Source organism: Pseudomonas sp. Bout1, from assembly GCF_034314165.1.
GTDB lineage: Bacteria > Pseudomonadota > Gammaproteobacteria > Pseudomonadales > Pseudomonadaceae > Aquipseudomonas.
In genome coordinates, this window is the sequence record NZ_JAVIWK010000001.1 from 1,637,565 (window position 1) to 1,649,431 (window position 11,867).

The window sequence follows — 11,867 nt, forward strand, 5'->3', positions numbered from 1 at the left end:
GCTTTAGATTTTGTCTGGTTGCCGGTTCCAGTGCCGAAACAACGGCTCCGCCAGAAACAACACAAACAACAAGCGCATCACCTGCATCGCCGTCACCAACGGCACCGACAGTTGCAGGGTTTCCGCCGTCAGGCTCATTTCCGCAATTCCGCCTGGCATCATGCCCAGTGTCAGCGAACGCAGATCCAGTTGTGTGAGCGCACTCAAGCCCACAGCCGCCAGCGTGGCGATCAACATGGTCAACGCCGTACCGATCAACGTACGCCCCATGAACAACGGTGCACGCCGGAAGAACTGCCGGTTGAAGTGGCAACCCAGGCCGCTGCCGATCAGCCACTGGCCGATCTGGCTGCCGCCGTCGGGCAGGCCGATGTGCAAGTCCCAGGTAATGCTGACGGCGGCGCTCACCAGCAACGGCCCGAACAGCCATGGGTTTGGCTGGCGCAAGCGCTGCCAACCCCAGGCCACCAAGCCGCCGACAGGGAACAGCACCGCCAGCCAGGTCCAATCGACGTTGGCTGGATGAAACTGCGGAGCACCTTCACCCAGCACGTATTTGAACGCCGCCGGTACACACAGCACCACCACCAACACCCGCAGACTCTGGCCCGCCGCGACGCGGCTGAGCACCGCGCCATTGCGTGCGCCGAGGTTGACCATCTCGCCGGAACCACCCGGCATGCTGGAGAAAAATGCGGTGGCGCGGTCTTCACCGCTGCGGCGCATCAACCACACCCCCACAATGCTGGAGAGGCTGGTGACCAGCGCGCCGAAGAAGATCAGGCCGAAGTGGCTCATCACCTGCTCCATCACCACTGGGGTGAAGTGCAGGCCGATGCCGATGCCGACCACCCACTGGCCGCATTTGCGGCCGCCGGGGATTTCTGCGAGCTGCCAGGGTGTAAGGCAGCGAACAAGGATGATCGCCAGCAACGAGCCGACCATGTACGGCAGTGGCCAGCCGATCTGGCTGGCGAGGTACCCGCCCAGCAGACCGACCAGCGGTGTTGCCCACCAGCTTCTGAACGTGACCTCAGACATCGGCCACGGCACGACGCTGCAGGGAACGCTTGCGCCAGATACGCACCAGCGGGAACAGCAGCATCAACGCAGTCAGCACCCATACACCGAAGGTGATCGGGCTCGACCAGAGGATTTGCAGTTCGCCGTTGGAAATCGACAGCGCACGGCGCAGGTTCTGCTCCATCAAGCCGCCGAGGATAAAGCCCAGCAGGACCGGCGACAGCGGGAAGTCCAGCTTGCGCAGGATATAGCCGAAGATACCGATGCCGACCATCAGGAACAGGTCGAAGGTGGTGGCATGAACCGCGTACACACCGATCGCGGTGATGATGGCAATCACCGGTACCAGCGCCCAGTTCGGCACGGCAAGGATGCGCGTGAAGATGCGGATCATCGGGATGTTGAGGATCACCAGCATGATGTTGGCGATAAACAACGAGGCGATCAGGCCCCAGACGATGTCCGGTTGCTGTTGGAACAGCAGCGGGCCGGGGGTGATGTTGTACAGCGACAGGGCGCCGATCATTACCGCTGTGGTGCCCGAACCGGGTACACCGAGGGTCAGCATTGGCACCAGGGCGCCGCAGGCAGAAGCGCCGATCGCGGTTTCCGGAGCGGCCAGGCCACGCATGTCGCCCTGGCCGAATTTACCGCTGGCGCCGGCCAGGCGTTTCTCGGTCATGTAGGCCACGGCAGAGGCCAGTGTGGCGCCAGCGCCCGGCAATACGCCCATGATGAAACCCAACAGGCCGCAGCGAATATTCACTACGAATACCGAGGAAGCTTCCTTCAGGTTGAACATCATCCGTCCGGTGGCTTTTACCGCTTCCTGGCCACGGTGGGTTTTTTCCAGCAGCAACAGGATCTCGCTGATGGAGAACAGGCCCAGCACCAGCACCACGAATTGGATGCCGTCGGTCAGGTGGATGTTATCGCCGGTGAAACGGTACACACCGCTGTTGGCATCAATACCCACTGCCGACAGAAACAGGCCGATCAAGGCTGCCACGAAGGTCTTCAGCGGTTTGTCACCGGCCATGCCGCCCAGGCACACGATGGCAAACACCATCAGTACGAAATATTCCGCCGGGCCGAAGGCAATCGCCCATTTGGCCAGCAGCGGGGCGAACAGCACCATGCCGCAGGTGGCGATAAACGCGCCGATGAACGAGCTCCATGCCGACAGCGACAAGGCCACGCCCGCCAGGCCTTTGCGGGCCATCGGGTAGCCGTCGAGGGTGGTCATCACGGTGGAGGCTTCACCCGGGATGTTCAGCAGGATCGAGCTGATGCGCCCGCCGTACTCGCAGCCCAGGTACACGGCGGCCAACAGGATCAACGCCGACTCGGGCGGCAGCCCGAGGGCGAATGCGATGGGGATCAACAGCGCCACGCCGTTGATCGGGCCCAGGCCCGGCAGCAGGCCGACCACGGTGCCGATCAAGGTGCCGCACAGCGCGGTGATCAGGTTGTAAGGGGTCAGTGCAACGCCGAAGCCCTGGCCCAAATAGCTGAACGTATCCATATCAGTTCTCCAGAACTTCAAGCAGGCCGAGCGGCAGCGGTACATCCATGGCTTTGTCGAACAACAGATAAAGGCCGATGCTCATCAAGGTCACGATCACCACGCTGGGTAGCCAGCGGCCGCCATACAGGCGGGCCATCGGAATGCCGATCAGCATGCTGCTGAGGATAAAACCCAGGGGTTCGAAGGTGCCGGCAAACACCAGCAACAGCGCAACGCAGATGCCGATCTTGACCAGGGTGTGGCGGTCCAGCGCCGGCTCTTCTTCCGTGTGCTTGGTGGGCTGTGGGCGAAACAGCATGTAGATCAAACCCAGGCCCATCAGCCCGAGCATCAGCAGCGGGTAGGCCCGGGGCCCTACCGGCTCGTAGGAAAACGAGGCCTGATACGGCCAGGCCATCAGGGCGAGGCCGGCGCAGGCCAGCAACATCACTGAGGCGAAAATGCGTTGTAAGAGCATGTGAAACTCCTGGGCCACGCCCCCGATGCGCAAGGGCGTGGCCGCGCGAACAAGGGGCGATTACTGGATCAGGCCGAACTCTTTGGCCAGCACTTTGTAGTCAGCCACCTGTTTCTTCACGTAGGTGTCCAGTTCCGGGCCGGTCATGGCGAACGGGAACAGCTCGCGCTGGTCACGCAGCTTGGCGAACTCGTCGGAGGCCAGCAGTTTGTCGAAGGCGTCTTTCCACCAGGCGTAGTCTTCGTCGCTGACCTTTGGCCCGAGGTAGAAACCACGCACCACTGGCCAGACGATGTCGTAGCCTTGTTCCTTGGCGGTCGGGATGTTCTTCATTTCCGGCTCGTCCAGGCGCTCGTCGGCGAACACCGCCAGCAGGCGCATGTCACCGCTGAGGATGTGTGGCATGGAGTCGGAGATGTCGGTACTGCCCACCTGGATATGGCCGCCCAGCAGGGCGGTGGCGATTTCACCGCCGCCTTCCAGTGCCACGTAACGCAGGTCGCGCGGGTTGATCCCGGCAGCCTTGGCGATCAATGCGGTTTGCATCCAGTCCTGGCTGCCGACGGTGCCGCCGGAACCGATGACCACGCTGCCTGGATCTTTCTTCAGGGCCTTGACCAGATCGTCGAGGTTTTTATAGGGCGAATCGCTTTTGACCGCGATGGCACCGTAGCTGGTGCCGACGGCGGCGAGCCAGCGCACGGCGCTTTCATCGAAGCGGCCGAACTTGCCCTGGGCCAGGTTCAACAGCGAACCGCTGGACCAGGCCACCAACGTGCCGGCGTCTGCCGGGCGCTGGGCCACGACTGCGTTGTAGGCCACCGCGCCCACGCCGCCGGGCATGTAGGTCACGCGCATCGGCTTACTGAGCAGTTTCTGGTTGACCAGCGCGCTCTGCGCCAGTTTGCAGGTCAGGTCAAACCCGCCGCCCGGGGATGCCGGGGCAATGCATTCCGGGCGCTTGGGCTCGGCGGCCAACAGTTGGCTGGCGAACAGCATGCAGCTGGCCGTCAGGGCAAATTTACGCAGTGAAAGGGTCATGTTCATCTCCATCATTGTTGTTATGAGGTTGCTGTTACCAAAGCGCGACGCTGTAGCTCACCAGCAAGCGCACTTCATCCGCATCACGGGCCGAATAGTTGGAACGGTAGGTGGCATTGCGCAGCCGCACGGCCACATCCTTGAAGGTGCCGTTCTGTACTACGTAACGGATCTCGCTGTTGCGTTCCCACTCCTTGCCGGTCTCGCCGTTCTTGAGCTTGATGTTGTCACCCGACAGGTAACGGCTCATGAAGCTCAGGCCAGGAATCCCAAGCTTGGCGAAGTCGTAGTCGTAGCGTGCCTGCCAGGAGCGTTCTTCGGCGCCGGCAAAGTCGTTGATCTGCACGAAGTTGACAAGGTAAGGATCGCTGCCATCCACGTAGGGAAAGGCGCTGTCACCGGACATGTGCTGGTAGCCGGCACTTAGCTTATGGCCATTGAGGGCATAGCTGAAGAGGCCGTTGAGGGAGGTGTTGTCGATCTTGCCACCGCGCGCTGCACCGGTGTCATCGCTGACGGCCAGGCGCAGGTCGGCGCCGAAGGTGCCGGGGCCCATCGGGCGCGAGGCCACCAGGCCGAGGAAGTGCTGGCGGTACACGTCGTCAAGTTGGGCGAAGTGGTAGCTGCCGGTGATCTTGTCGGCGAACTTGTAGTCCACGCCGCCGAAGTCGAAATGCTTGCCGGTGGCGCCGCTGAGAAAGCGGCTGTTCTTGTTGTTGAGGCCAATGTCTTCGTAGTTGGTGTCGTCGCGGTCCTTGGCCTTGTTCAGGCGGCCGCCGGTAAACACCAGGTTCTTGAACTCCTTGGAACTCAACAGGCCACCCTCAAACGTCTGCGGCAGGATGCGCCCGTCGTTGGGTTTGAGGATCGGCAGCTCGGGGATCAGCGCGCCGATTTTCAGCTCGGTGGCGGAGATCTTCACTTTGCCGGTCAGGCCGAGTTTGGAGTATTCGTTGGCAGCGCGTCCGTCATCGTGAGTCGGCAGCAAGCCCGTGCCGGTGCGGTCGGGGCTGGAGTCGAGCTTGACCCCAAGCATGCCCAGCGCATCCACGCCAAAGCCGACGGTGCCGTCGGTGTAGCCCGACTGCAGGTTGAGCATGAAGCCCTGGGCCCATTCGTCGCGCTTGGATTGTTGCGCGCTGGTGCCGTCGCGAAAGTCGCGGTTGAAGTACATGTTGCGGGTTTCGAGGGTGGCGGTGCTGTCCTCGAAAAAGGCAGCTTGGCCTGCAGGCGAGAAGCCGGCAAGGGCGGCGGCACTGGCAAGGGCGGTCTGGATGAGACGAGAAGAACGAGCAGGCGGCTGTGTGCGCAGCATCGTGGGTGTACTCCGTTATTGTTCTTATTTTGGCGAAAACGCTTCGAGGCGTTTTTCGGGCGCTATGGGTGAAATAGCTCGGCAGGCGAAACCCACCGTGGCTGGATGCTAAAGGGCGAAGCTTTCACTAACCTTTCAGTGGCCTTTCAATGTTTTCGGGCTTCACAGCACAGGCGGCGCCTGTAAACTCCCCGGCAAAGCGTGGCGCCGACCACCCCCGAACGAGGTAAAAACCCATGCGTGTCCTTCTGGTCGAAGACCATTTGCAGCTAGCCGAAAGTGTTGCCCAGGCGCTCAAGAGCACGGGTTTGACCGTCGACGTGCTGCACGATGGCGTGGCGGCGGACCTGGCCCTGAGCAGCGAGGAATACGCAGTGGCGATCCTTGATGTGGGCCTGCCGCGCATGGACGGTTTTGAGGTGCTGGCACGGTTGCGGGCGCGTGGGAAAAATCTGCCTGTGTTGATGCTGACGGCTCGCAGCGACGTAAAAGACCGGGTGCATGGCCTCAACCTCGGCGCAGATGACTACCTGGCCAAGCCGTTCGAACTGACTGAGCTGGAAGCGCGGGTGAAAGCGCTGCTGCGCCGTAGCGTGCTCGGCGGTGAGCGGCAGCAGGCCTGTGGCGTACTGATCTACGACCTGGACACCCGGCGCTTCACCCTGGGCGGTGAACTGCTGACCCTGACCTCCCGCGAGCAGGCGGTGCTTGAGGCGCTGATCGCACGTCCCGGCCGGGTGATGAGCAAGGAGCAACTGGCATCCCAGGTGTTCGGCCTGGATGAAGAGGCCAGCCCCGATGCCATCGAAATCTACGTGCACCGCCTGCGCAAGAAACTCGACGGCCAGCCAGTGGCCATTGTCACGTTCCGTGGCCTGGGGTACCTGCTGGAAGCCCGCGATGCATAAGCCCAGCAGCCTGCGCTGGCGCCTGCTGTGGAACCTGGCGTTGCTGTTGGTGGTGTTGATGATTGCCAGCGGCTTGAGCGCTTACTGGAATGGGCGCGAGGCAGCGGATACGGCCTATGACCGCACGCTGCTGGCCTCGGCACGGACCATTGCTGCCGGCCTGTCTCATCGCGACGGCACCTTGAGTGCCGATGTGCCCTACGTGGCACTGGACACATTCGCCTATGACAGCGCCGGGCGGATTTACTACCAGGTCAATGATATTCACCAGAAGCTTATTTCTGGCTACGAAAACCTGCCGGGCCCGCCGCCGGGTACGCCACGTACCGATGACTACCCGGCGCTGGCGCGTTTCTATAACGCCAGGTATCAGGGCCAGAACGTGCGGGTGGTGAGCCTGCTCAAGCCGGTGTCCGAACCGAACATGAACGGCATGGCGGAAATCCGCGTGGCCGAAACCGATGAGGCGCGAGTCGCCATGGCGCGCAGCCTGATGGCTGATACGTTGCTGCGCTTGGGCATGCTGGCCGTCGGCGCGTTGCTGTTGGTGTGGTTTGCCGTGAGTGCGGCCCTGCGCCCGCTGGAGCGTTTGCGCACGGCGGTAGAGGAGCGTCAGCCGGATGACCTGCGGCCGTTGCCGCTGGTGGAAGTGCAACATGAGTTGGGCCCGCTGGTGCGGGCGCTCAACCATTTCACCGAACGCCTGCGCGGGCAGTTCGAGCGCCAGGCGCAGTTCATTGCCGATGCCGCGCATGAGCTGCGTACGCCGCTGGCGGCGCTCAAGGCGCGCCTGGAACTCGGCCTGCGCGCCGACAACCCGGCCACCTGGCGCACCACCCTGGAAACCGCCGCCCAAGGCACCGATCGCCTGACTCACCTGGCCAATCAATTGCTCTCGTTGGCGCGCATCGAAAACGGCGCCCGGGCAATTGCCGAAGGCGGAGCGCAGTTGCTGGACTTGAGCCAGTTGGCCCGTGAGCTGGGCATGGCCATGGCGCCGCTGGCCCATGCCCGCGGTGTGGCGTTGGCACTGGAGGCGGACGAACCGGTGTGGCTGCGGGGCGAGCCGACGTTGTTGAACGAATTACTGAGCAACCTGGTGGACAACGCTCTGGCCCACACACCGCCGGGTGGCAACGTGATCCTGCGGGTCACGGCACCAGCGGTACTTGAGGTGGAAGATGACGGCCCGGGTATCCCGCTGGATGAGCGGGACCGGGTGTTCGAGCGCTTCTATCGGCGCAGCCAGCAGGGCCTGGGTTCGGGCTTGGGGCTGGCAATTGTCGGCGAGATCTGCCGGGCACACCTGGCGCAGATCAGCTTGCATGATGGTGAGCTGGCGGGGTTGAAGGTGCGGGTCAGTTTTATCGCCGGGTAATCAGTAAAACATCGACCGCGCTTCATCCAGCTCGGCGCGCAAGGCGTCGTTGTAGGGGTCGATTCGCAGTTTGCTGATCGCAGGCAGCGTCGATACCGGCACGCTGGCCAGAGGGTGATCGGTGTTGCGATGGCAGTACAGCACGGCGACTTGGACCAGGTCGATATAGTCCAGGCGCTCGGAGTCGCGCTCCAGGTCCATGTATTGCGCTGGCAGGTTGACCAGCATTTCCGGGAAGTCCCAGCGGCGCAGCAGCTTGGCGCCCAGCAATGGGTGGATGCTTTCAATCACGTGATTCAGGCTGACCGGGTCAGCCAGCAGCTCATAGTGGTCTTCGGCGTAGGTCAGGATCGGCAGCACGCCAATCTGGTGCACCAGGCCGCCGAGGGCTGCCTGGTCCGGCTTCAATTGGCTGTGGTTGCGGCACAGCGCATAGCTCACGCCGGCTACTTCCAGGCTGCGCCGCCACACATCGCGCATCTTTTGTTCGACCACTTCGGAACGGGCGTGGAAGATTTGTTCCATCACCAGGCCAATCGCCAGGTTGCTGCTGTAGTTGGTGCCCAGCCGAGTGATGGCGGTGTGCAAGTCGGTGACTTCCTGGGTCGCACGCAACAGCGGGCTGTTGACCACTTTAATCAGCCGTGCCGACAGGGCAGTGTCTCGGCCGATCACTTTGCTCAGGTGGCTGATGCTGATGTCCGGGTCTTCGGCGGCCTGACGAATCTTCAGGGCCACCTCCGGTAGCGTTGGCAGAACCAGGTCATCGTTATCGATGGCCACAACCAAAGCCTGTTGGACTTTTTCCGCCAGCTTGTTCATTCAAGATCTCTAGGGTGTTGCAAAAAGGTACGACGATCAGCGCTGGATCTCGCGATCACGGTCCAGCTGGTAAGGCAGGTCGAGCAGTTGAAGGCCCGGGCCTTCCAGCGTGCCTACATGCACATCGCCACTCTCTGCTGCTTCGGCTTGCAGCACCGCTAGAAGTTCAATCGCCTGGTCGGCACGGGCGGCAATCACCACCTCGCCGATGGCGCTGTTGTGAGTCGGGGAAAACAGTGGCGTACCGGGCTCTGGCAATTCGCTGGCATTCAGGCTCAGGCGGTACAAACGACGCTTGAGTTTGCCCAGGTACTGCATGCGCGCGACGATTTCCTGGCCGGTGTAGCAGCCTTTCTTGAAGCTGACACCACCCACGGCTTGCAGGTTGAGCATTTGCGGGATGAACAGTTCGCGGGTCTGGGGCATGACCTGGCCGATGCCGGCACGGATCTGGCCCAGCAGCCAATGGTTCAGTTCAACTTCGTTCAATTGCGAGCCGAGTTGGCTGCGCAGGGTTTCGGCTTGGGCGGCAGGGGCCCAGAGTTCGGCGCGGCCTGGGGATACGCGGATGGCGATCAAGTCGTCGCTGCGCACCACGCTGTCGGTCTCGGCGGGTAGCTCAAGGCCGAGGCTGGCCAGTACCGGGTCAGCTTGCGACACCCCGAAACGCGCCCAGGCGGCGCTTTCGTCGGTGAGTTTGGATTTGGAGAATACGGCGTACTTCTTAAGGTCTGCCAGTTGCGGCTCCAGCAGTTCGGTGGCCATGGCCATCAGCACGCCATCACCTTGCAGCAGGATACGGAAGCTCGACTGCATGCGCCCTTTTTGGGTGCAACGCGCGCCCAGGCTGGCCTGGGTGTCACTCAGGTAGTTGAGGTTGCAGGTCAGTTGTCCCTGGAGGAACTTGGCAGCGTCGGAACCGCGGACGGCGAGAACGCCTTCGTGTGGCAGGGAGCAGAAGAAAGCAGAGTCAGCCATGGGTCATCGCAGGTTAAAGAGTCATGGGTGCATCATAGAGGGGCGCCCGGCAAATGGATAGTTTCGGTATGGCCGACCAAAGCCGACTGTTCCAGGCAGCGTCGGCCTGTATACTTGCGCTCTATTTGAGGAGCGCTCCATGGTCGAAGATGTAGAACTCAATCGCCTCTACTGGCACAGCCGCCGCGGCATGCTTGAGCTGGACGTGTTGCTGGTACCGTTCGTCAGGGAGGTCTACCCGCACCTCAACGACGTCGACCGCGATTGCTACCGCAAGCTGCTGGAATGCGAAGATCAGGACATGTTCGGCTGGTTCATGGAGCGCGCCGAATCGGAAGACCCGGAGCTGCAACGCATGGTTCGGATGATCCTGGATCGTGTCCAGCCCAAGTAATACGTTCGAATGCCGCTGGCACGCCTCCGGGCAGTTGCTGGCGGCTTATCTTTTCGCCCTGGCGTTCGCACTGGGTGCGTTGTGGTTTCTCGATGTGCCCCCGTGGGTTGCCGCTTTCGGCGCCTTGCTGTGCCTGGCGCACGGCGGATGGGTGCTGCCGCGCCATATTCTGCTGACTCACCGTTCGTCGATCCGTGGCCTGCGCCGCGATGAAGACGGTTGGCAGTTGTGGAGCACCGCGCGTGGCTGGCACAGCGTGCAACTGCGTCCCGACAGCCTGGCGTTGCCGTTGATCGTGGTGCTGCGCTTTCGCGTGCAGGGTGACTGGCGGGTGCGTTCGGTGTGTGTGCCGCGCGATTCGCAGACCGCCGATGTGCATCGGCGCCTGCGGGTGCGCCTGAAGTTCAGCCGCCGTAGGTGGTTGGCACCAGAATAGTGTCGCGCGCCTCGGGCAGCATCTGCGGGTAGTCGAGGGTGTAATGCAGGCCCCGGCTTTCCTTGCGTTCCATGGCCGAGCGGATCATCAGTTCCGCCACCTGCGCCAGGTTGCGCAACTCGATCAGGTCGCGGCTGACTTTATAGTTGCTGTAGAACTCGTCGATCTCATCCAGCAGCAGCCGAACCCGGTGTTGTGCCCGCGCCAGGCGCTTGTTGGTGCGCACGATGCCCACGTAGTCCCACATGAAGCGCCGTAACTCGTCCCAGTTGTGGGCGATGATCACGTCCTCGTCCGAATCGGTCACCTGGCTGGCGTCCCAGCGGGGCAGGGCGGCCGGTACCGGGATGCGGGGCAGTTGTTCAAGGATGTCGGCAGCGGCGGAGCGCGCATAGACGAAACATTCCAGCAGCGAGTTGCTGGCCATGCGGTTGGCGCCGTGCAGGCCGGTGAAGCTGGTTTCGCCGATGGCATACAGGCCGGGCACGTCGGTGCGGCCGTGTTGGTCGACCATCACACCACCGCAGGTGTAGTGCGCCGCCGGGACGACCGGGATCGGGCCTTTGGTGATGTCGATGTTGAACGCCAGGCAGCGCTCGTAGACCGTCGGGAAGTGCGTCTTGATGAAGGCTTCGGGTTTGTGGCTGATGTCCAGGTAGACGCAGTCGATGCCCAGGCGCTTCATTTCGTGGTCGATGGCCCGGGCGACGATGTCGCGCGGCGCGAGCTCGGCACGCGGGTCGAAGCGCTGCATGAAGCGTTCGCCGTTGGGCAGTTTCAGGTGTGCGCCTTCGCCGCGCAGGGCTTCGGTGATCAGGAAACTCTTGGCCTGTGGGTGATACAGGCACGTGGGGTGGAACTGGTTGAATTCCAGGTTTGCCACCCGGCACCCCGAACGCCAGGCCATGGCGATGCCATCACCACAGGCGCCATCGGGGTTGCTGGTATAGAGGTACACCTTTGCCGCGCCGCCCGAGGCGAGAATGGTGAAGCGTGCGCCGTAGGTGTCGACTTCGCCGCTGGCACGGTTGAGCACGTAGGCGCCGAGGCAGCGGTCACCCGAGAGGCCCAGACGCTTTTCGGTGATCAGGTCGACGGCGACGCGCTGCTCCAGCAATTCGATGTTGGGGCGTTGCCGGGCCTGGTCGAGCAAGGTCTTGAAAATGGCGGCGCCGGTGGCGTCGGCGGCGTGGATGATGCGCCGGTGGCTGTGGCCGCCTTCGCGGGTCAGGTGGAACTCGAAGCCGCCGTCGTCGGTACCGGAATGTTCATCGCGGGTAAAGGGCACCCCCTGGTCGATCAGCCACTGGATGGCTTCGCGACTGTGCTCGACGGTGAAGCGCACCGCCTCTTCATTGCAAAGGCCGCCGCCGGCATTGAGGGTGTCTTCGACATGGGATTGTACGGTGTCGGTGTCATCGAGCACCGCGGCGACACCGCCCTGGGCCCAGAATGTCGAGCCATTGGCCAGGTCGCCCTTGCTCAGAACGGCTATGCGCAGGTGGCCCGGCAAGGTCAGCGCAAGGCTCAAGCCCGCGGCGCCGCTGCCAATCACCAGGACATCGTGTTGAAACTGTTGGCTCATTT

General features: G+C 62.7%; 12 protein-coding genes. 4 read left to right on the top strand and 8 right to left on the bottom strand.

The genetic code is table 11. From position 1 onward, the window contains the following. Positions 1–3: 3 nt before the first annotated feature. From RGV33_RS07490 to RGV33_RS07510, 5 genes are read right to left on the bottom strand one after another with little or no spacing between them, the layout of a single operon-like run. The gene (locus tag RGV33_RS07490) at positions 4–1,041 is read right to left on the bottom strand and encodes an AbrB family transcriptional regulator (protein ID WP_322143726.1); all 1,038 of its coding nucleotides are present in this window, start codon (positions 1,039–1,041) and stop codon (positions 4–6) included. Continuing rightward, on the bottom strand, positions 1,034–2,548 hold the full coding sequence (locus tag RGV33_RS07495; RefSeq protein WP_322143727.1) for a tripartite tricarboxylate transporter permease: 1,515 nt from the start codon (positions 2,546–2,548) through the stop codon (positions 1,034–1,036). The genes RGV33_RS07490 and RGV33_RS07495 overlap by 8 nt, the downstream gene beginning before the upstream one ends. Before the next feature lies 1 nt (position 2,549). Then, positions 2,550–3,008: a tripartite tricarboxylate transporter TctB family protein gene (locus tag RGV33_RS07500; RefSeq protein WP_322143728.1), complete on the bottom strand. Its 459-nt coding sequence runs from the start codon at positions 3,006–3,008 to the stop codon at positions 2,550–2,552. A gap of 60 nt (positions 3,009–3,068) precedes the next feature. Next, a complete protein-coding gene (locus tag RGV33_RS07505; protein WP_322143729.1) occupies positions 3,069–4,055 on the bottom strand; it encodes a tripartite tricarboxylate transporter substrate binding protein in 987 nt (328 codons plus the stop codon). Positions 4,056–4,083: 28 nt separating this feature from the next. Continuing rightward, on the bottom strand, positions 4,084–5,364 hold the full coding sequence (locus tag RGV33_RS07510) for an OprD family porin (RefSeq protein ID WP_322143730.1): 1,281 nt from the start codon (positions 5,362–5,364) through the stop codon (positions 4,084–4,086). 236 nt (positions 5,365–5,600) lie between these two features. On the opposite strand from RGV33_RS07510, the gene RGV33_RS07515 reads away from it, so the two are divergent. Next, a complete protein-coding gene (locus RGV33_RS07515) occupies positions 5,601–6,272 on the top strand; it encodes a response regulator (protein ID WP_003212008.1) in 672 nt (223 codons plus the stop codon). Beyond that, the gene (locus RGV33_RS07520) at positions 6,265–7,650 is read left to right on the top strand and encodes a sensor histidine kinase (protein ID WP_322143731.1); all 1,386 of its coding nucleotides are present in this window, start codon (positions 6,265–6,267) and stop codon (positions 7,648–7,650) included. The genes RGV33_RS07515 and RGV33_RS07520 overlap by 8 nt, the downstream gene beginning before the upstream one ends. On the opposite strand, the gene RGV33_RS07525 is transcribed toward RGV33_RS07520, so the two are convergent. Together RGV33_RS07525 and RGV33_RS07530 are read right to left on the bottom strand one after the other, a co-directional pair. After that, entirely contained in the window at positions 7,651–8,472 is an 822-nt protein-coding gene (locus RGV33_RS07525) for an HDOD domain-containing protein (protein WP_322143732.1), read from the bottom strand. A 36-nt stretch (positions 8,473–8,508) separates the two neighbouring features. Then, positions 8,509–9,450 carry a folate-binding protein YgfZ gene (locus RGV33_RS07530; RefSeq protein ID WP_322143733.1) on the bottom strand — a complete coding sequence of 314 codons (942 nt, stop codon included), beginning with the start codon at positions 9,448–9,450 and terminating at the stop codon, positions 8,509–8,511. A gap of 139 nt (positions 9,451–9,589) precedes the next feature. Between RGV33_RS07530 and RGV33_RS07535 the strand changes: the two genes are divergently transcribed. Together RGV33_RS07535 and RGV33_RS07540 are read left to right on the top strand one after the other, a co-directional pair. Then, on the top strand, positions 9,590–9,844 hold the full coding sequence (locus RGV33_RS07535; protein WP_003212000.1) for a succinate dehydrogenase assembly factor 2: 255 nt from the start codon (positions 9,590–9,592) through the stop codon (positions 9,842–9,844). Beyond that, the gene (locus RGV33_RS07540; protein WP_322143734.1) at positions 9,828–10,280 is read left to right on the top strand and encodes a protein YgfX; all 453 of its coding nucleotides are present in this window, start codon (positions 9,828–9,830) and stop codon (positions 10,278–10,280) included. Before RGV33_RS07535 ends, RGV33_RS07540 begins: the two co-directional genes overlap by 17 nt. Here the strand turns inward: RGV33_RS07540 and nadB are convergent. Further along, positions 10,249–11,865 (bottom strand): L-aspartate oxidase, encoded by a 1,617-nt coding sequence (nadB, locus tag RGV33_RS07545; protein ID WP_322143735.1) that lies wholly within the window; start codon positions 11,863–11,865, stop codon positions 10,249–10,251. The two genes, RGV33_RS07540 and nadB, sit on opposite strands and share 32 nt — an antisense overlap. Positions 11,866–11,867: the final 2 nt, after the last annotated feature.

Bases quoted from the DNA above. Each gene is read 5' to 3' on its own strand.
- RGV33_RS07515 (WP_003212008.1), top strand. From the start codon at position 5,601: ATGCGTGTCCTTCTGGTCGAAGACCATTTGCAGCTAGCCGAAAGTGTT.
- nadB (WP_322143735.1), bottom strand. From the start codon at position 11,865: ATGAGCCAACAGTTTCAACACGATGTCCTGGTGATTGGCAGCGGCGCC.
- RGV33_RS07510 (WP_322143730.1), bottom strand. From the start codon at position 5,364: ATGCTGCGCACACAGCCGCCTGCTCGTTCTTCTCGTCTCATCCAGACC.
- RGV33_RS07535 (WP_003212000.1), top strand. From the start codon at position 9,590: ATGGTCGAAGATGTAGAACTCAATCGCCTCTACTGGCACAGCCGCCGC.
- RGV33_RS07495 (WP_322143727.1), bottom strand. From the start codon at position 2,548: ATGGATACGTTCAGCTATTTGGGCCAGGGCTTCGGCGTTGCACTGACC.
- RGV33_RS07530 (WP_322143733.1), bottom strand. From the start codon at position 9,450: ATGGCTGACTCTGCTTTCTTCTGCTCCCTGCCACACGAAGGCGTTCTC.
- RGV33_RS07505 (WP_322143729.1), bottom strand. From the start codon at position 4,055: ATGAACATGACCCTTTCACTGCGTAAATTTGCCCTGACGGCCAGCTGC.
- RGV33_RS07500 (WP_322143728.1), bottom strand. From the start codon at position 3,008: ATGCTCTTACAACGCATTTTCGCCTCAGTGATGTTGCTGGCCTGCGCC.
- RGV33_RS07520 (WP_322143731.1), top strand. From the start codon at position 6,265: ATGCATAAGCCCAGCAGCCTGCGCTGGCGCCTGCTGTGGAACCTGGCG.
- RGV33_RS07490 (WP_322143726.1), bottom strand. From the start codon at position 1,041: ATGTCTGAGGTCACGTTCAGAAGCTGGTGGGCAACACCGCTGGTCGGT.
- RGV33_RS07525 (WP_322143732.1), bottom strand. From the start codon at position 8,472: ATGAACAAGCTGGCGGAAAAAGTCCAACAGGCTTTGGTTGTGGCCATC.